This window comes from Allokutzneria albata (genome assembly GCF_900103775.1).
Classification (GTDB): Bacteria; Actinomycetota; Actinomycetes; order Mycobacteriales; family Pseudonocardiaceae; genus Allokutzneria; species Allokutzneria albata.
This window is the reverse complement of the sequence record NZ_LT629701.1, coordinates 1,712,295-1,728,544: the sequence shown is the minus strand read 5'-3', so window position 1 is coordinate 1,728,544 and position 16,250 is coordinate 1,712,295. Positions and strand designations below refer to the sequence as shown.

Sequence of the window (16,250 nt, the reverse complement as noted above, 5' to 3'; positions counted from 1 at the left end):
GGTTCACCGCACGGCGGTGAGGAAGTCCTGGATCACCTGAGCACCCGCGGATGCTCCGCCGGAGGAGCGGATGATCTCGGAAAGGGCCTTCGCCGCGTCGCGCATCGACGCGTCGGTCAGGGCGCGGGAGACCGCCGCGTGAAGGTCGGCGGGCGGCACCGGGCGGTTGGAGAGGTTGTGGCGCAACACTTCCGCGGCGCCTCGGGCCGCGGCGGCACGACCGATGATGAGCTGTTCGATCTGCTGCGGGAGCACGACGAGCGGCACGCCGTAGAACAGTCCTTCCAACGCGCTGTTCATCCCTCCGTGGGTGACGAAGGCCGACGCACGCGCGAGGACGTCCAGCTGGGGAACGGACTCCCGGACGAGCATGTTCGGCGGCGGCGATCCCGGGCGCGCGTGGGCGCCAACGGCGAGGACGAAGCGCGCGGGCAGGTCGGCGAGCGCGGTGAAGCACGTGCGGAAGAACTCGTCGGTCCCGGCGTGCAGGGTGCCCAGTGACACGAGGACGAGCGGGTCGGCGCTGTCCATGAACGCGGCCAGCTCGGAGTCCGGTTCGCTCCGCCGGGTGGCGGGGTCGATCGTCGGGCCGACGAAGTGGCAGCGCTCGTCCAGCGACGGATTCGGCGGCTGGAGCTCGCGCGGGATCGGGAAGATCGTCACGTCGCCGCGGATCGGCAGGGTCGGCGAGGGCGGGTAGATGTCCTTGCCGAGCCGCTTCAGCAACCGCCGCTTCGCCATGACCACCGAGGGGATGTCGGGGACCATCGGCAGCATCGAGCTGAACCACTCCCGCGCGGTGAGGCACCCGAAGTCCTTGGTGCCGAGCATGAACGTGGTCATCAGCGATATCTTCGGCAGCTTCGCGCGCGCGGCGGCCATGTAGCCCCACAGCGCGTTGGAGTCGAAGGCGACCGCGTCCGGCCGCAGCGCGCGGAACTCCTCGACCAGGAACGGCACCAGGGTCGCGGTCGCGGGCAGCAGCGTGGCGACCACCCGCACCGGACCGCCGGACGTGGTGGCCTCGGCGATGGCGCGCGAGGAGACCGTGCCCGCGGGGTACGGGCGGAACTCGGCGCCGGTGCGCTCGACCACCTCCCGGAACTCCTCGCTGCTGTAGTAGGTGACGGCGACTCCGCGGTCCACCAGCTCGCGCACGAGCGGCACGCTCGGGTTGACGTGACCCGCCGCGGGCATCCCCGCCAGGGCTATGCGGCTCATCAGACCTCCACGGTTACATCAGCTGCAAACTTACAACGAATGTAACCGTATCCTCGGTGTAAAGTTCCCCGGGTGGCAGAGGTGTCCCGGCGCGAGCGGAAGAAGCAGCAGGTCCGGCGGCAGCTCGCGGACGCGGCGCTGCGGCTGTTCAGCGAGCAGGGCTACGAGCGCACGACCGTCGCGCAGATCGCGGCGGCGGCGGACGTGGCGACCAAGACGTTCTTCAACCACTTCCGCAGCAAGGAGGACGTGCTCTTCGCCGACTCCGGGCCGAGGGCGCCGGTACCGCTGGCGGTCCTGGCCGACCGGAAGCCCGGCGAGAGCGTCGCGGACCTGCTGCTGCGGGCCTACGAGGCGATGCTGGCCGACTACCTCGCCGAGGGCATCGGGCGGCGGGACCCGGAGGGCATGGACCGCTTCCGCCGGGTGATCATGACCGAGCCGGCGCTGCAGGGACGGGCGCTGCAGCTGAGCCAGGAGCTGCAGCGGGAGATCGCCGACGGACTGCTCCGGGCGTTCCCGGACGTGCTCGACCCGATCAGCGCCGCGGCGGCGGTGGGCGCGATGAGCGGAGGGGCGCAGGCGGCGGCGCTGAAGAGCCTGGAGCTGGACCAGTCGGCGGAGGAGTTCTGGGCGGCGTTGCGCCGCGGGGTGGAGATAGGCCTGCGCGGTCTGCCCGGCTGAACCGGGCAGACCGCGCGGGCGAAGGCGTCAGCCGAAGGCGGCGACGCGGTCCTTGTCGTACGGGGAACGCTCGACGGTCAGCCCGTCACCGGACTTCGGCGCCGGGGTCTCCGGCGTGGGGATCGGGGCGCCCGGGCAGGACGCGCCGCTGGTCTTGCCGGCGGCGAAGAACTCGACCCCGGTCGCACCGCAGGGCAGCCGGGACAGCGAGCCGTGCCAGTCGTCCTCGATGGTGAACAGCGCGCCGCCGATCTTGGCGCGCATGGACACCGCCCAGTCGATCGGCGTGACGCCCTCGTAGAGGTGGCCGACCAGCTGGAGCGCGCTGGCGCCGGACTTCAGCCGCCACGGCTGCACCGGTAGCGGCCAGTTCGCGCACATGCCGTCGAAGGACGCGCTCTCCCCCGCCGCCGGGTACTTCGCGATCCGGCCCATCCGGTGTTCCCACGCCGTCTCGAAGTCGCGGGTGCTCAGCGCCTCGTTGCAGATCACCGCGACGTTGAGGAAGCGGCTGAAGTACTCCGGCTTCCCCTCGAAACCGCGGGCCGCCGACCGCGCGGTGGCGCGCTCCCCCACCGCGTCCGCAGCCTGCCGCGCGCGCTCCGGCACGTCGTTGTCCCGGATCTTGACCAGCTCGGCCGCGGCCGCGGACCACCAGCTGCGGTTCGCGGTGATCAGGTTGGTGATCGTGTCGCCGTCGATGACCGTCTGCGACGGGCCGCTGCCGACCACCCTGGGCGACTCGGTGAGCAGCTTGCGCAGGTCGAACAGCGCCTTCGAGACCTCGCCGTGGGTGGTGCCGAAGCGGTAGACGCGGTCGTAGCGCGCGATCCACGAGACGAAGTCGTTGAACAGGTTCTCGTTGGCCGCGACGGTGGTGTTGTCGATCTCGTCGAGGTCGAAGTTCGCCAGCATCACCGAGTCGAGCAGCATCCGGTCCACGTTGCCGTCGAACAGGCTGCGGTAGTGCGCGCCGAGCGCGGTGCCCCAGGAGACGCCGTAGTAGTTGATCTTCTTCTCACCGAGCGCCGCGCGGATCGCGTCGATGTCGCGGGCGATCGCGTCCGTGGTCAGGTTCCTGGCGAACTCGAGGTCGGTCTCGGCGCAGCGCCGGTTGGCCCTGCCGTCGCGGGCCGAGAGGAACCGCGCCTTCTCCTTGGCCGACCACGACGCGGGCGGTCGCTCGGTGTCCTCGGGCAGGGCCGGGCAGGTCATCCGGTCGCTGTAGCCGACGCCACGCGGGTCGAAGCCGATCAGGTCGTGGGTGCGACCGAGATCCTTGACGGTGCTGCGCAGCATCGACGGCGGCATCGTGATCCCCGAGCCACCGGGGCCACCGGGGTTGAACACCACGACGCCCCGGCGCGCGGCGGGCTCGGACGCCCTGATCCTGCTGATCGCAATGTTGATCTTGCGTCCGTCCGGCTTCGCGTGGTCCAGCGGGACCGCGACGGAGGCGCACTCGGTCTGCGCGTCCCCGGCGGGCCAGCCGTTGGCGATGTCCTTGCAGAGTTTCCACGCCGGCGCGGCGGGGGCGGCCGACGCGACCGGTGCCACCGTCACGAGGGTGGCGGCGAGCGCCACCACCGCCGATGCGGCGAATGCTGTGCGGGTCAAAGGTCCTCCGTTGTTCGCGGCGGCGGCGGATTCGTCGCGACCGTATTTCCTTTCCTGCTTACCGCGAATCGGGGACAACCCTGAGATCGCATAAGGACATTTGTTTCGACGCGAACGGAGTCCGGCGCGGATCGGTCAGTTCTTCACAATTGCGGCAAGCGCACCGGAGCGGAGGCGGGCCGGCGAGTCGTACTAGAGTGCCCGCGCTGTGATCACCACGGGAACGGGGGCGCGATGAGGTCGGCGATCTTCCTCACTGCTGGGCTGGCACTGGTGCTGACGGGCTGCCAGGACGAGACGAAGGCCCAGGACCCGCCACCGCCCCCGGCGCCGGTCCAGGCGACCACCACCACCACGGCCGCTCCGGTCACCACCACCACTGCGGCGGGCGTGCCCAAGACCGTCGAGGCGGCGATCCAGCGCTACGAGGAGTTCCTGCACGGCGTGGGCAGGCAGGACCTGGACACCGTGTGCGAGATCGCCGGGCCCGCGGCGAAGAGGGCGGAGGTGCAGGGCTTCGGCACCTGCCGCCAGACCTTCCCGATCACGTTCCGGATGATCCCGGCGCCCAAGCGCAAGGCGCTGGAGACGGCGACCATCGACCCGAAACTGGCACGGCAGCGAGCCAACGGCGACGTCGACATCCCGACGAAGGCGATCCGCTCCAGCGCGACGTTCGTCGAGCAGGAACTCGGCAGTGCCGTGATGTCCTACCGCGACGGCAACTGGTTCGTCATCGACTAGGGCGTGTTTCACAGGTCCGCGTCCGCGATACCCGGGCCGAGCCCGCCCCTGGCCGCGCCGCCGGAAAGCCCACGTACAACACCGGTACGCGGCCTTCCCACCGACTTGCCAGGAACGACCTCGATCCCGGCTCTCGTCGAACGAGACCCGTGAAATACGCCCTAGGCGACGGCGAAGAGCAGCGCGGCCGCGACGACCTCGACGCAGAAGTAGAACCAGATCGGGTAGAAGGCTGTCCCCGGGTCGACCGCGCGCGAGACGAGTCGGCACAGCGCCATCCCCGCGAGCGCGACGCCGACCGTGATCACCACACCTGTCCTGATCCCGCCGACGTCGGCCGCGGCCGCGGCGAGCACACCGGCGATGGCGAGCCCGAACCCGCCGTAGACGGCGCGGATCTCCGAACGGCTCTCCGGGGTGTCGATCCGAATCCGGAACGGCCGCGCCAGTGCCGCGGGCGCGACGAGCGCGTATCCGCCCATCGCCAGGAAGAAGACGGCCACCACACTGATCACGAGCGTGTCCATGCGGGCCAGCATCACGCGAGGGCCCGACCGCCGCTTCCGGAAACGTGCTGACGTCCCTGCAAACCCGTTTCCCGGTAAGGCGGAATTCGCCACGCCCCGGCCGGGCGAGCGCGGTAGCGCGAAATTCATTCGTGCGGCGGACTGGGCGAGTCGGTGAGCATGCCGACGGCCCAGATCTCCGCGAGGTCGCGACCGGTGGTGCCGACGCTGCGCACGACGTCCAGCAGCGGTGCGGCACGCAGTTGCGCGGGCTGCGGAGACGCCAGTAAGGGTTATGCTACGTTTTCACCGCTTACACGAGTGGAGGAAGCGGTGGACATCCCCATCGACGACTACGTGGCCGGGGCCGCGGTGGCGACGGACTTGGTCACCACCTCGCCCACGGTCCGCGAGAGCACGGGCGAGGCGTTGCCGACACCGGAGGCCCTGGCGGCCTTCCTCGCGGCACACGACCTCCGGCCCGCCGCGGCGCTGCCGCCGACCAGCGAGAACGTCTTCCAGGTGCAGCTACTGCGTCGCGAGGTGCGCGGCATCATGGAGACGGAGACGGCTGATCAGGCAGTCGCCGGTGGCCGGGTGCTGTTGCGCCGCGCGGGCCTCGCCCCGGTGCTCCGCCGCGCCGCAGAGGGCAAGTGGCAGTGGCACGTGCCGACCGCCCCGGGGGCTTCGCTGGCCGACGAACTGGCCGCGTTCATCAGCCTCGGACTGCTCGGCGTCGTCCGGACGCTCGGCCACGAGCGCTTCCGCGCGTGCGCCGCGCCCGGCTGCCGAGGGGTGTTCGCCGACACCAGCCGCGCCGGGCGGCGTCGCTACTGCATGCCCGAGCTGTGCGGAAACCGTCTCAACGTCGCCAAGCACCGCGCGAGGCGCCAGGCAGGGAGCGTGATCGCATGACCGACCCCAGACTCACCGGAGCCATCCAGCTCCCCGACGGCAGCTGGATCCGCGGCCGCGGCCTTCGGCGCCCCGTGCCGGACGGACCGTTGCCCGACTTCGGCCTCTACCTGGGCGCGGGCCGCTTCCGCCGGGAGAACGAGGAGAAGCTGCACTGGCCGCACACGTGGATCCAGTGGCCGGACTTCCTCCTGCCCCGCGACCGGGATCTCGCCATCGAGCAGATCCACGAGCTGCACGAGAAAGCCCGTTCCGGCATGGCGGTCGAGGTCGCCTGCGGAGGCGGCGTGGGCCGCACCGGCACCGTGGTCAGCTGCCTCGCGATCCTGGCCGGTGTCGATCCGGCCGGCGCGGTCGCGTGGACCAGGGAGCATCTGCACCCCAGGGCCGTCGAGACGCCGTGGCAGCGCCGTTGGGTGGCTCAGTTCAGCCGGTCGCGGAAGGTCGTGTAGATCGGCGCGCCACGGCCCCGGTCGAGCACGGCGAACGTCACGTGCTCGAACCAGGGGCCGCGCCGCAGGGCCTCGGCGAACGCATCGGCCACAGTGGACGGATCGTTGCCGAAGACACCGCAGCCCCACGCGCCGAGGACGAGCCTGCGGTGCCCGTTGTCCGCGGCCACTTCGAGTACGCGCATTGCCCTGCGGCGCAACGCTTCCGGGACTCCGGCAGCGCGCTCGGGCTGATTGCGCGTGATCGCGTGGAGATTCGGCGCGGCGGACGTCAGGAACGACACCGGGTACGGCTCGTCGAGGAGATTTCCCTTGTCGCCCCGGAACACCGGCACGCCCGGCGAGTAGATCACGCGATCGCTGTAGGTGAGATCGGGATCGCCCCGGTGGTGCACGTAGAAGTCCCACGCGGCGCGCAGGCACGGGTACAGGGCCGATCCTCGCGCCAGCGACTCCTCCTGTGCCTGGGCCCCGTTGAGGAACCCGCCACCGGGATTGCGCGCCGACGCGAAGACCAGGCACGCCACGTCTCCGCCCAGCCGCCGGGTGGCGTCCAGGCTGGACTCGTTGACGACCTCGATGACCGGCTCCGCCTCCCGCGGCGCGGCGACGGCGTCTTCTGGTTGGTAGATACGCGTTCCGGACACCGCGCTGGTCACTCCTGCGCTGATGTCCACCCTGTCACCGGATGCCGTCTGGTACCAGCCACGCCCGGCGATGGACACGGCCTCGCGGGCGATCGCCCGCAACCTGCTACTCACACGCCCAGCATCCACGGCGCCGCAACTGATATCCGCTACGGACGGTGCCGCTGCACCGTGACCGCGCGCGGGTCGATCCACTGCCCGTGCGGCGATTGCTCGCTCATCGGGTCCGCCCACCACACGCGGAGCCCGTCCGGCCGGGCCTCCTGGATACGGGCCTCGCGCCACTCGCCCGGCTCGTGCTCGATCCACCACACGTCGGAGAGGCAGGACATGCCGTCGTTGCGGAGGACGCGCTCGGCCTGCTCGAAGTCCGACGGTCCGGCGAGGGCCGCCGCGAACACCGTCATCGGCTGCCAGCCGGCCGTCGTCGGTAGCAGGTAGCCCAGGATCTCGCCGTCGTCGTCGCGGTGCACGGCGATCGGGCTCGTTCCGGCGGTCATCGGTCGAACTCCCTCTGGAAAGCGGAAATCACTCTGTCAGTCATCTCTCGCAGCATCGCGAGGCCGGCGCGTTCGTCGGCCGAGCCCACGTACCCGTCGAGGTCCAGGCGGGCGCCCTGCTTCCACACCGCCGCGACGTACTGCGTGTCCGAGATGTAGCGGTCCGGTCGTCCTTCGACGAGCACGAGATCCGCGCGGAGCCCAGGACGAATGCGGCCCCGGTCGGCCAGGCCGAACACGTCCGCGGTCCGCGCCGTCGCCGCGTTCAAGGCTTCGAGCGGATCAAGACCGGCAGCCACCAGGTGCTGGAGTTCGCGGTGCACGCTCGCCCCGTGGACGACGCCCGGGTTGGGCGCGTCAGTCCCGACAAGAATCGGTACGCCCGCCGCGCGCAGTCGTCGCACGTTGTCCGAAGGCACCGTGAAGTCCGGGAACTCCGGCGGCAACCACCGTTCTCCTTGCGCCTTCACGGTTTCCGACCACGCCGGGCCGAGCCGCGGCTTCAGGGCCAGCTCGCCGAGCAACGGCATCGCGCCGTCCTTGCCGGGGAAGCCGTCCGCGATCGACAACGTGGCGATCACCGCTACACCGGCGTCGACGATCGCTTGGATCTGCTCGTCGGTGAGCACGTCGAACGGCACGTGCGCGAACACGTCCACGCCCGTGGGCAGGAGGTCCACGGCGGCCTGAGCAGTGCTGATGTGCGCCGCGACGAGGAGCCCCGCGCGGTGCGCGGCCTCGACGAGCGCGGCGACGGTCGGCACGTCCAGCGACGGCCAGGACATCGGTCCGACCTTGCCGTCCTCGTAGAGGACCTTCAGGTGGGTCGCGCCTTCCGCGACGCGGTCAGCGACGAACGCCTCCGCGTCCTCCGGGCCCGTGACATAGGGAAATGGCGCGTACATCAAGGAAGGATGCCCGCCGGGCGCGGTCGCTCCGACGCTCGACGAGCGCACGTCGGCCGCGTCCGGACCGGCGCCCTGCGCCGTCGCTTCCCGCACCAGGTCAGGCTTGCTGAACATGTCCAGAACCGTCGTCACACCGAAGGTCACCGCCTGCTTCGGCGAGCCCGGCAGCAGGTGGACGTGCGCGTCGATCATCCCCGGCAGCACCGTGCCGCCGCGGCCGTCGACGTGCTCGTCCCCCGGCTCCAGCAGCTCGGCACCGCCCAGCGCCACGATCAGGCCGTCCCGCAGACGGATCGCCGAGTCCTCGGTCATGCGTTCGCCGTCGAACACGCGGATGTTCGTCATCGTCACCGAAGACCCGCTTGGGGGGTCGAGCGTTTTCTCGGCCATGGCGGAGAAGCTAGGGACTCACGTCACGTGAGGGTCAACCGTGAAACGATGCGAGGGTGATCCACGAGCAGCTGACATACTCGGTGATCCGCGGTTTCCGGCCGTTGCTGCTGGACCTCCACCTGCCGGACGGTGTCGACCGCGCGCCGGTCGTGATCTGGATCCACGGCGGCAGCTTCCACTCCGGTGATCGCCGCTGGCTGCACCGGACCTTCCCGCGCAACTCCGTCTTCGAAACCCTGACCAGCGCGGGGATCGCGTGCGCGGCCATCGACTACCGGCTCAGCGCGGAGGCCACCTGGCCCGCGCAGCGCGAGGACGTCGCCGCCGCGATCGACTTCCTCCGCGCGAACGCCGACGAGTACGGCCTCGACGCGGATCGCCTTGGCGTGTGGGGAGATTCCGCCGGCGGGCACCTCGCGCTCACAGCCGGTCTGACAAGTCAGCACGTTCGGGCAGTGGTCGCCTGGTACCCGCTCACCGACATCGCGACGATGGACGAGGGCGTCGACGACGACTTGTACTCGCCGTGGCTCGGCTGCTGGCCCGCGACCAACCCCGACCGCGTCGCCGACGCGAGCCCGATCACCCACGTCTCCGCGGGTGCGCCGCCGTGCCTGCTCGTCCACGGGACCGCCGACACGCTCGTGCCCGCGTCACAGAGCGAGCGCATGCACGCACGGCTCCTGGGCGAGGGCGTCGACTCGACCTATGAAGCGATCGCCGGAGCCGGGCACGGGTTCGAGGGGCACCCGGACGTCGGCGCGCTCGTCTCCGGCTCCGTGGCGTACCTGTCGGGCAAGCTCAGGGCGTAGCGGTCTGCCAGGCGTCCTCGCTGCGCTTGAGATCATCGCTGGTGAGCTTCACGCTCTGCCAGGCGTTGCCCGCGGCAGCCGAATGGCCGTCCGCCAGGTCCGCGCGCGCCACCAGGCCGGGATGCCTGATCACCAGCTCGCCGAGGTAGGCAAGGCACAGGTCGTCCGCGTCGTACCGGCGGTCGTCCAGCACGTCGAAGCACCCCGCCTCGTTCAGCACCCAGGTCGGCGTCGCCCCGCCGAGGACCGCCCTGGTGGTCAGCGCCCACACGTCGGGGCCGGACGCGAACGGGAAACCCGGCTCCAGCTCGCCGACGAGGCGCCATCCGCCCGCCGGGTGCTCCGAGACCGGCAGCCAGGTCCGCGCCTGCCTGCCGCGGCAGCCGCTGCTGGCCCGGTCGTCCCACGGCCAGCGCCCGTGCTTGTCCGGCCAGACCACCTGGCGGAAGGGGACGTCGACGCCGTAGAAGCGGTGCGCCGTCCCGAACAACGGGTCGTGCCAGTCCCGGTGCACCACGCGCAGCTGCGTGGGCACGCCCTCGATCACCCCGGTGAACTGCTCCCCCTCGGTGGGCCAGCCGTCCTCGACGCACCGCTGGACGCAGGTGTTGAGCCAGTGCTGCATGTCCTCGCCGTCGAGCCCGAACATCACCAGCTCGGGCCGCCGGAAGCTGTGCCAGAGGCCGACCGTGTACGCGAAGTCCACGGGCCCTGGAATCCTCAGCACGCACCAGCGGGACTTGCGCACGACTTCCGCGGTCGCCGCGTCACGTCCGGCGGTGCGCTCCGTGCAGATCAGGCAGGAACAAGACACCCCGCGAATGTTACGCACAGTATCCGCCACCGCCGTTGCGCGACAGGCAGTCACCGGGGCATTGCCGTGTCGACGGTGGGGTGGAGCGAGAACGCGCGCCCGAGATCGAGCAGTTCCAACGGCAGCAGCACCGTGCGGGTCGCGGCGACGAGCCGGAACTCCACGTTCCTGCGCTCGGCCTGGCAACGGACCTTGAGCAGCGCGTTGATCCCCGCGACACCGAGGAAGTCCAGCCGTGCCAGGTCGACGACGAGCACCCCACGGCGCTGTGCGACGACGGTGGTCACCAGCCGGGACTCCAGATCGGGGGCCGTCGCCAGGTCGAGTTCGCCCCGCACGTGGACCAGGACGAGGTTCGGTTGTCGGATCGCGAACCGGATCCCGCAGCTCCGTGGCGGGTGGACGAAGACTGACACGACGTGTTCCTCCGCAGATGACGGAGCGGAGCGAATCGCGTGGTGGGACGCCGGAATCAGTGTGTGCAGCCCGCGGTCCTGCTCCACCGGGACGGTGTGAGAGCACTGCACGGCTGACTGCACAACCGCGTCACCGGTCATCGTAGAGGCGCCCGCTCGCCGGAGCCAATCGCCGCGCCGTCTCACCGATATCCTGGGGTGGTCGGAGGCGGTCGGACCGCTTCTGTACGGTCAGTCCCCATCTGACGGGTGTTCGGCAGCGCAGCATCCCAGCGATCACGGTCGCCTCCGGCCCTGGAAACCGGCGGGCCATCACCACATGCCGGGAGGAACACCATGACGGCCGAGGCCGAGAAGCTGCTCACACTTGCCCAGGAACTGGCCGAGGTCTCACGGCTGGTCGAGGACGACGACGTCACCAACGCCATCGGGCGCTTCGTCGGCCGCGTCGCGCGCACGGTGCCGGGCTGCGCCGAGACCGAGCTCAGCGAGCTGACCGACGAGGGCATCATCGTGATCGCGTCGTCCGGCACTGCGGATCCGTTGCCCGGGAAGGTGTCCGGGCCGATCAGTGAGGCGCTGCGGTACCGCGAGCCGCGCAGGCTGGACGACACCCGGTCCGACCGGCGCTGGCCGGACTTCGGCACGCGGCTGGAGCGCCGTGGCTTCCGCAGCTGCCTCACGCTGCCCCTGCCCGCGCGCCGCTCCACCGCGGTCCTGACGCTGTTCTCCGCCCAACCGCACCAGTTCGCCGAGACCGCCTACGACATCATGCTGCTGCTGACCGTCCAGGCCGGGGTGATCCTGGACAACGCGACGCTGTTCCAGGACGGGCACCGCATGATCGAACAGCTGCAGACCGCGTTGGACACGCGGCAGGCGATCGGCCAAGCGCAGGGTCTGGTGATGCGCTGCTGCCATTGCGATGCGCCGGAGAGCTTCCGGGTGCTCGTCAGCGCTTCCCAGAACAGCAACACGAAGCTCCGCGAGGTCGCCACGACCCTCGTGACCGCTCACGAGCAGGACACCCTCGCGAACGCGCTGGCGAAGTTCGGCATCACCTGAGGTGGCGGCGCGTCGGACCGACCCGGATGTCGGGCTGGGGCCGGACCACGCGCACCGGAATCGCGACCGGCGGTGGCTCGGCGCGAGTGGCTTCGTGCGCCGCACGGCGCTTCGCATCGCGCAGCACGGAATACGCGGCGACGACCTCGGCAAGTCGGTCCGGATCGGCCGAAGCCCGGCGCGCGTCCGGGTGCAACGCCATGACCAGCTCGCGGTAGGCGGCCGTGATCTCCGCAGGGGAAGAGTCCCGGGACAACCCCAGCACGCCGTAGGGATCTTGCACGTTGATCACCTCCCCTGCTGCTCCACCACGCTCTCCCGCATCCGGGGCAGTCGGTCGGCGTGGAGGTGGCTCAACGCCGTGAAGACGTCGCGAGCGGCGCGCTCCGCGCTCGCCAGTCCGTGCCGCAGCTCAGCGAGCCCACGGCAGGCGCGCGCCACGTGCACCGCGGGGTCGGCGCCGTCGTCGGCGCCCAGCTCGTACTGCGCCGGGTAGGCGCCGACACCGGGCGCGAGGCAGGCAGACAGCTCACCGAGCGCGCCGAGCAGACGGATCAGCCTCAGGCTCTGGCCGCACGCCACGGCGGGATCCGGCGCCTGCCGCGGATCGACGTACCTCCGCACCGCGCGGTCGACCGCGCGCGTGGCGTCGTCCAACGTGGCGGAGAGACCGCGCGCCCTCGATGCCGCCCGGGGGTGCTTTGCACTGCTCATCTCCGGTGCTCCCAACGGATTCACGGTCGGTACGGGTCCTCGGGCAGCGGGACGACGCGCGCCTGCTCGGCGACGTCGGCCGGGTCGGCCTCCACATCCGCGTGCGGAACGGGGCCGGGAACCTCGTCGGGTTCGAGGTCGGGACAGGCGGGGCGCAGCTGGTCCGCGACGTCGTTCCATGGTTTGTCCGCGCTCATCGCCGTCATCGCCATCCTCCTGTTCACTGGGGTTCCCGGCCCGGGTCTCAGGCGTTGATCTGCTTGGCTTCGCCTCCGCCCGCGATCTCGATCCGGCGCGGCTTGGCGCGCTCGGTGACCGGGATGCGCAGCGTCAGCACACCGGCGTCGTAGTCGGCCTGGATGCCGTCGGTGTCCAGGGAGTCACCGAGGAACAGCTGCCTGCTGAACACACCGTGCGGGCGCTCGACGACCTGGCCGTCGACGGAGTCGGGCAGGCCGGGGCGCTCCACCTTCACGGTCAGCACGTTGCGCTCGACGCTCAGCTCCACCGCCGAGGGGTCGACCCCGGGCAGATCGAACGCGACGACGAACTCATCGCCCATCCGGTAGGCGTCCATCGGCATCGCCATCGGCCGCGACCTCGTGCCGGTGCCGCCGAGGAACTGCTGCGCCAGCCGGTCGAGCTCACGGAACGGGTCCGTGCGGATCATCATCGCCTCAGTCCTCCTTCCTAGCTCAGGCACTACACTTTTCTTATAGTCCCGGCTGCAGAATATGTCAAGCCACTGCTGCCGGTTATCCTGAGGCGAGTGCGGCGAGCGTGAGGAGTTCCCGACCGTGTCCCTGAACAACCTGGACGACCTGGACTACCCCGCCTACACCACCGGGCAGGCGGCGGAGCTGCTGGGCGTCCAGCAGGCGTTCCTGCGCAGCCTGGAGGGTTCCGGGGTGCTGTTGCCCGAACGCTCCGAAGGCGGGCACCGCCGCTACACCCGCCGCCAGCTCGAACTGGCCGGGCGCATCCGCGCGCTCTTCGACGAGGGCCACAACCTCGTCGCGGCCACCCGCATCGTCGGCCTGGAGGACGAGCTGGCCCTCGCCCAGGAACAGATCAGCGCGCTGCGCAAACGGCTGAAGAACGCGCGAGCCGACTAGGTTCGGTCCGCAGCGGCAACCCCGGGACGATGAACAGCGAATCACACCCGCGGGGGATGCCGGAGTCCCGGCGCGTCGCCGCGTGGCTGCTCACCGCCGGTCGGACCCTGTGGCCGGTGCTGGTGCTCCTCGCACTGGCCTACGTCGCGGGGACGGTGCTCGGCTGGTTCAGCCCGATCATCACCCCGGTCGTCGTCGCGGTGCTGCTGGCCGCCGTGCTCCGGCCGGTCGTCGGCCTGCTCGAGCGCGCCAGGCTCCCCCGCTGGCTGGCCGCCGCGCTGGTGCTGCTCAGCGGGCTCGCGGTCCTGGGCGGCGTGCTCGCCTTCGCCGTCAACGGGTTGATCACCGGTCTGCCGGACCTGCAGGCGAAGCTCGTGCAGGGCCTGGAGGAGTTGCGCCGGTGGCTGCTGACCGGCCCGGTGAACCTGAGCGAGCCCCAGCTCGACCAGATGGTCCGCGGCGTGACCGGCTGGGTGCGGGACCACGCCGACCAGCTCGCCGCGGGTGCCACCGCGACCGCCTCCGGCGTCGGCGCCTTGGTCAGCGGCCTGCTGCTGACCGTGTTCACGCTGTTCTTCCTGCTGTACCAAGGTGATCAGATCGGCTCGTTCCTGCTGCGGGCCGTGCCCGCCGATGTCCGGGACCGGGCCAGGACCGCCGGGGAGCGCGCGTTCGGCTCGCTCAGCGCGTACGGCCGGGCGACCCTCACCGTGGCGGCGCTGGACGCACTCGGCGTCGGCATCGGGCTGGCCCTGATCGGGGTTCCGCTCGTGGTGCCGCTGGCCTCGCTGGTGCTCCTGGGAGCGTTCGTGCCCTACATCGGCGCGTTCGTCTCCGGCCTCGCGGCGATCCTGGTGGCGCTGGTCTCCCTCGGCCCGCTCTCCGCGCTGCTGGTGTTCCTCGTCGTCACCGCCGTGCAGACGCTGGAGGGCCACGTGCTGCAGCCGCTCCTGCTCGGCCAGGCCGTGCGGCTGAACCCGTTGGCGATCGTGCTCGCCGTCAGCGCGGGCGTCGTGGTGGCCGGGATCGTCGGCGCGGTGCTCGCCGTCCCGGTCCTGCTGGTGCTCCGCGCCCTGGTCACGGCGTGGTGAGTTTCCCCGGCGGCGGCAGCGGGTACCGGAAGGCTGGACGTGACGAGACGACGAGGGTGTGGTCTACATATGTGCTCCCAACCGCTGGGCGCGCTGAACAACCCGGAGAGCATCACCTGCGACCTGGACGCGATCAGCATGCGCGAGGTGCGGGAGCGGGTGCGGGGCCTGCTCGCGGGCGGAACCGGGGTTCCCGTCGAGGACGCGGTGCAAGTCGTCGACGAGCTGGTCAGCAACTCCCACCGGCACGGTGAGGGGCCGAGGAGGTGCCGCGTCAGCATGGTGGCGCGGGACCGGTTGCGCGTCGAGGTCGACGACAGCTCGCCCGCTCTGCCGCGCATCCGCACACCGGACAACAGAGGTGGGCGTGGTCTCCTCCTGGTCGATCGGATCGCCTCGGCCTGGGGTGTGACGCGGCACGAGCGCTCGAAGACGGTGTGGGCGGAGGTCGACCTGGGTCGGCCGAGGGTCCGCGGCCGTGCCTCGCATCTGGCGCGATCGAGCTGAGGAGGCCGACGTGCGCGGTGTCATCGGGTTGGAGATCTCACGGGGCCGGATCGGCGACGCCGCCGTGCTCACGATCGGCGGGGAGATCGATCTCGACACGGCCCCGCTGCTGCACGAGGCGGCCAGCGCCTGCCTCGACGAGGTGTGCGTCGTCGATCTGACCGACGTCACCTTCCTGGGCTCCGCCGGGCTCACCGCGTTGGTGAACGTGACCGAGCGCGCGAAGGAACGTCAGGCCTCGCTGCGGATCGTCGTCGACGCCAACCAACCCGTGATCCGGCCGATCGAGATCACCGGACTCGATCGCGAGCTGGCGCTGTTCCACTCCGTCGACGAAGCGCTTCAGGCCCGCAGCTTGCGATAGGCCGACGGCGACATGCCGTACTGGTCCACGAACGTCTTGCGCAGCGTCTCTGTGGAGCCGAACCCGCACCTGCGCGCCACAGCCACCAACGGCAGTCCGGTTCCGGAGAGCAACCGGCACGCCAGTTCCGCCCGCACCCGGCGCACGTAGCGGCTCGGGCTCATGTCGAGGTGTTCGGAGAACAGCCGGGTCAGGTGCCGCGCGCTGTGACCGAACCGCTTGGCGAGCGCGGCGACTCGGAGCGGCGAGGAACATGCTCACCTGGTCCTGGTCGCCCGGGCGCTGCACGTACGCCACGAGGGACCGGGCCACGTCGCGGGCCAGCTCCGGCCCGTGATCGTCGGTGACGAAGGACAGCGCCAGGTCAAGCCCGCTGGTGACCCCTGCCGCCGTGTAGACGTCGCCGTCGCGCACGAAGATCGGCCCGGCGTCGACGTGCACGTCCGGATACGACTCCGCGAGCCGTTCGGCGAAGGCCCAATGCGTCGTCGCTCGACGCCCGTTCCGCAGTACGGAGTTCTCGGCTGGCAGGCCCCCGTGCACCGGCGGTTCGTGATCGCGGTGGCCGCGATGTTCGCCGGTGTGCTGCCGATGCCGTTGCTGGACGAGCTGTAGGCGCCGGGCAGACCGGAAACAAGGCTTCCGGCGGCGAGCAGCGCCACCAGCGCACCCACCGCGAACGGCCCGCCGCGCTCGGTGCCGACCGCGACCAGGGCCAGCTCCAGCGCGCTGAAGATCGTGCCCAGCGCCAGGCACACCACGACC

Annotated in this window: 22 protein-coding genes and 1 pseudogene; 10 read left to right on the top strand and 13 right to left on the bottom strand. The window is 70.9% G+C overall.

Translation table 11 applies throughout. The annotated features are described in order from the left end of the window. Positions 1-3: 3 nt before the first annotated feature. Positions 4-1,221, bottom strand: coding sequence for a macrolide family glycosyltransferase (locus BLT28_RS07635; protein WP_231950678.1), 1,218 nt, complete (start codon positions 1,219-1,221; stop codon positions 4-6). A gap of 72 nt (positions 1,222-1,293) precedes the next feature. Between BLT28_RS07635 and BLT28_RS07630 the strand changes: the two genes are divergently transcribed. Continuing rightward, positions 1,294-1,905: a TetR/AcrR family transcriptional regulator gene (locus tag BLT28_RS07630; protein WP_030433370.1), complete on the top strand. Its 612-nt coding sequence runs from the start codon at positions 1,294-1,296 to the stop codon at positions 1,903-1,905. Positions 1,906-1,932: 27 nt separating this feature from the next. Here the strand turns inward: BLT28_RS07630 and BLT28_RS07625 are convergent, their stop codons facing one another. Next, a complete protein-coding gene (locus BLT28_RS07625) occupies positions 1,933-3,522 on the bottom strand; it encodes an alpha/beta fold hydrolase (protein ID WP_081900813.1) in 1,590 nt (529 codons plus the stop codon). A gap of 234 nt (positions 3,523-3,756) precedes the next feature. Here BLT28_RS07625 and BLT28_RS07620 point away from each other — a divergent pair, with 234 nt between their 5' ends. After that, the gene (locus BLT28_RS07620) at positions 3,757-4,266 is read left to right on the top strand and encodes a hypothetical protein (protein WP_052408167.1); all 510 of its coding nucleotides are present in this window, start codon (positions 3,757-3,759) and stop codon (positions 4,264-4,266) included. A 161-nt stretch (positions 4,267-4,427) separates the two neighbouring features. Here the strand turns inward: BLT28_RS07620 and BLT28_RS07615 are convergent, their stop codons facing one another. Next, the gene (locus BLT28_RS07615) at positions 4,428-4,793 is read right to left on the bottom strand and encodes a DUF4345 domain-containing protein (RefSeq protein ID WP_030433373.1); all 366 of its coding nucleotides are present in this window, start codon (positions 4,791-4,793) and stop codon (positions 4,428-4,430) included. A 312-nt stretch (positions 4,794-5,105) separates the two neighbouring features. Between BLT28_RS07615 and BLT28_RS07610 the strand changes: the two genes are divergently transcribed. Next, on the top strand, positions 5,106-5,687 hold the full coding sequence (locus BLT28_RS07610; RefSeq protein WP_030433374.1) for a CGNR zinc finger domain-containing protein: 582 nt from the start codon (positions 5,106-5,108) through the stop codon (positions 5,685-5,687). After that, entirely contained in the window at positions 5,684-6,139 is a 456-nt protein-coding gene (locus BLT28_RS07605; protein ID WP_030433375.1) for a phosphatase domain-containing protein, read from the top strand. The genes BLT28_RS07610 and BLT28_RS07605 overlap by 4 nt, the downstream gene beginning before the upstream one ends. On the opposite strand, the gene BLT28_RS07600 is transcribed toward BLT28_RS07605, so the two are convergent. From BLT28_RS07600 to BLT28_RS07590, 3 genes are read right to left on the bottom strand one after another with little or no spacing between them, the layout of a single operon-like run. Next, the gene (locus BLT28_RS07600; RefSeq protein WP_030433376.1) at positions 6,109-6,900 is read right to left on the bottom strand and encodes a TIGR02452 family protein; all 792 of its coding nucleotides are present in this window, start codon (positions 6,898-6,900) and stop codon (positions 6,109-6,111) included. The genes BLT28_RS07605 and BLT28_RS07600 overlap by 31 nt on opposite strands. Before the next feature lie 35 nt (positions 6,901-6,935). Then, positions 6,936-7,286, bottom strand: a complete 351-nt coding sequence (locus BLT28_RS07595) for a hypothetical protein (protein ID WP_052408168.1) — start codon at positions 7,284-7,286, stop codon at positions 6,936-6,938. Continuing rightward, positions 7,283-8,584 carry an amidohydrolase family protein gene (locus BLT28_RS07590; protein WP_052408169.1) on the bottom strand — a complete coding sequence of 434 codons (1,302 nt, stop codon included), beginning with the start codon at positions 8,582-8,584 and terminating at the stop codon, positions 7,283-7,285. Before BLT28_RS07590 ends, BLT28_RS07595 begins: the two co-directional genes overlap by 4 nt. A gap of 56 nt (positions 8,585-8,640) precedes the next feature. Between BLT28_RS07590 and BLT28_RS07585 the strand changes: the two genes are divergently transcribed. Further along, positions 8,641-9,399, top strand: coding sequence for an alpha/beta hydrolase (locus BLT28_RS07585; protein WP_052408170.1), 759 nt, complete (start codon positions 8,641-8,643; stop codon positions 9,397-9,399). On the opposite strand, the gene BLT28_RS07580 is transcribed toward BLT28_RS07585, so the two are convergent. Then, positions 9,389-10,213 carry a DUF4262 domain-containing protein gene (locus BLT28_RS07580; RefSeq protein ID WP_162184942.1) on the bottom strand — a complete coding sequence of 275 codons (825 nt, stop codon included), beginning with the start codon at positions 10,211-10,213 and terminating at the stop codon, positions 9,389-9,391. The genes BLT28_RS07585 and BLT28_RS07580 overlap by 11 nt on opposite strands. Positions 10,214-10,263: 50 nt before the next feature. Then, positions 10,264-10,629: an STAS domain-containing protein gene (locus BLT28_RS07575; protein ID WP_162184943.1), complete on the bottom strand. Its 366-nt coding sequence runs from the start codon at positions 10,627-10,629 to the stop codon at positions 10,264-10,266. Between the two features lie 336 nt (positions 10,630-10,965). On the opposite strand from BLT28_RS07575, the gene BLT28_RS07570 reads away from it, so the two are divergent. After that, positions 10,966-11,694: a GAF and ANTAR domain-containing protein gene (locus BLT28_RS07570; RefSeq protein ID WP_030433382.1), complete on the top strand. Its 729-nt coding sequence runs from the start codon at positions 10,966-10,968 to the stop codon at positions 11,692-11,694. On the opposite strand, the gene BLT28_RS07565 is transcribed toward BLT28_RS07570, so the two are convergent. The 4 genes from BLT28_RS07565 to BLT28_RS07550 are packed head-to-tail and all read right to left on the bottom strand — an operon-like array spanning position 11,687 to position 13,081. Continuing rightward, entirely contained in the window at positions 11,687-11,986 is a 300-nt protein-coding gene (locus tag BLT28_RS07565; protein ID WP_052408173.1) for a J domain-containing protein, read from the bottom strand. The two genes, BLT28_RS07570 and BLT28_RS07565, sit on opposite strands and share 8 nt — an antisense overlap. Further along, on the bottom strand, positions 11,983-12,408 hold the full coding sequence (locus tag BLT28_RS07560; protein ID WP_156051789.1) for a hypothetical protein: 426 nt from the start codon (positions 12,406-12,408) through the stop codon (positions 11,983-11,985). The genes BLT28_RS07565 and BLT28_RS07560 overlap by 4 nt, the downstream gene beginning before the upstream one ends. Positions 12,409-12,428: 20 nt before the next feature. Continuing rightward, a complete protein-coding gene (locus tag BLT28_RS07555) occupies positions 12,429-12,614 on the bottom strand; it encodes a hypothetical protein (RefSeq protein ID WP_083383688.1) in 186 nt (61 codons plus the stop codon). Between the two features lie 38 nt (positions 12,615-12,652). Beyond that, positions 12,653-13,081, bottom strand: coding sequence for an Hsp20/alpha crystallin family protein (locus BLT28_RS07550; RefSeq protein WP_030433386.1), 429 nt, complete (start codon positions 13,079-13,081; stop codon positions 12,653-12,655). A gap of 124 nt (positions 13,082-13,205) precedes the next feature. Here BLT28_RS07550 and BLT28_RS07545 point away from each other — a divergent pair, with 124 nt between their 5' ends. The 4 genes from BLT28_RS07545 to BLT28_RS07530 all read left to right on the top strand — a co-directional run bounded on the left by BLT28_RS07545 (position 13,206) and on the right by BLT28_RS07530 (position 15,485). Beyond that, positions 13,206-13,523 carry a MerR family transcriptional regulator gene (locus tag BLT28_RS07545; RefSeq protein ID WP_030433387.1) on the top strand — a complete coding sequence of 106 codons (318 nt, stop codon included), beginning with the start codon at positions 13,206-13,208 and terminating at the stop codon, positions 13,521-13,523. A gap of 29 nt (positions 13,524-13,552) precedes the next feature. Continuing rightward, positions 13,553-14,614, top strand: a complete 1,062-nt coding sequence (locus BLT28_RS07540) for an AI-2E family transporter (protein WP_081900815.1) — start codon at positions 13,553-13,555, stop codon at positions 14,612-14,614. Between the two features lie 69 nt (positions 14,615-14,683). Continuing rightward, positions 14,684-15,121 (top strand): ATP-binding protein, encoded by a 438-nt coding sequence (locus tag BLT28_RS07535; RefSeq protein ID WP_052408175.1) that lies wholly within the window; start codon positions 14,684-14,686, stop codon positions 15,119-15,121. Positions 15,122-15,131: 10 nt separating this feature from the next. Continuing rightward, positions 15,132-15,485 carry an STAS domain-containing protein gene (locus BLT28_RS07530; protein WP_197683992.1) on the top strand — a complete coding sequence of 118 codons (354 nt, stop codon included), beginning with the start codon at positions 15,132-15,134 and terminating at the stop codon, positions 15,483-15,485. On the opposite strand, the pseudogene BLT28_RS07525 reads toward BLT28_RS07530, so the two are convergent. Beyond that, positions 15,464-15,995, bottom strand: a pseudogene (locus BLT28_RS07525) (GlxA family transcriptional regulator); the annotation flags it as partial. The gene BLT28_RS07530 and the pseudogene BLT28_RS07525 overlap by 22 nt on opposite strands. Positions 15,996-16,250: the final 255 nt, after the last annotated feature.

Excerpts from the sequence above, each read along its gene's own strand:
- BLT28_RS07570 (WP_030433382.1), top strand. The coding sequence starts at position 10,966 with ATGACGGCCGAGGCCGAGAAGCTGCTCACACTTGCCCAGGAACTGGCC.
- BLT28_RS07635 (WP_231950678.1), bottom strand. The coding sequence starts at position 1,221 with ATGAGCCGCATAGCCCTGGCGGGGATGCCCGCGGCGGGTCACGTCAAC.
- BLT28_RS07595 (WP_052408168.1), bottom strand. The coding sequence starts at position 7,286 with ATGACCGCCGGAACGAGCCCGATCGCCGTGCACCGCGACGACGACGGC.
- BLT28_RS07560 (WP_156051789.1), bottom strand. The coding sequence starts at position 12,408 with ATGAGCAGTGCAAAGCACCCCCGGGCGGCATCGAGGGCGCGCGGTCTC.
- BLT28_RS07620 (WP_052408167.1), top strand. The coding sequence starts at position 3,757 with ATGAGGTCGGCGATCTTCCTCACTGCTGGGCTGGCACTGGTGCTGACG.
- BLT28_RS07590 (WP_052408169.1), bottom strand. The coding sequence starts at position 8,584 with ATGGCCGAGAAAACGCTCGACCCCCCAAGCGGGTCTTCGGTGACGATG.
- BLT28_RS07550 (WP_030433386.1), bottom strand. The coding sequence starts at position 13,081 with ATGATGATCCGCACGGACCCGTTCCGTGAGCTCGACCGGCTGGCGCAG.
- BLT28_RS07540 (WP_081900815.1), top strand. The coding sequence starts at position 13,553 with ATGAACAGCGAATCACACCCGCGGGGGATGCCGGAGTCCCGGCGCGTC.
- BLT28_RS07555 (WP_083383688.1), bottom strand. The coding sequence starts at position 12,614 with ATGACGGCGATGAGCGCGGACAAACCATGGAACGACGTCGCGGACCAG.
- BLT28_RS07535 (WP_052408175.1), top strand. The coding sequence starts at position 14,684 with ATGTGCTCCCAACCGCTGGGCGCGCTGAACAACCCGGAGAGCATCACC.
- BLT28_RS07615 (WP_030433373.1), bottom strand. The coding sequence starts at position 4,793 with ATGGACACGCTCGTGATCAGTGTGGTGGCCGTCTTCTTCCTGGCGATG.
- BLT28_RS07605 (WP_030433375.1), top strand. The coding sequence starts at position 5,684 with ATGACCGACCCCAGACTCACCGGAGCCATCCAGCTCCCCGACGGCAGC.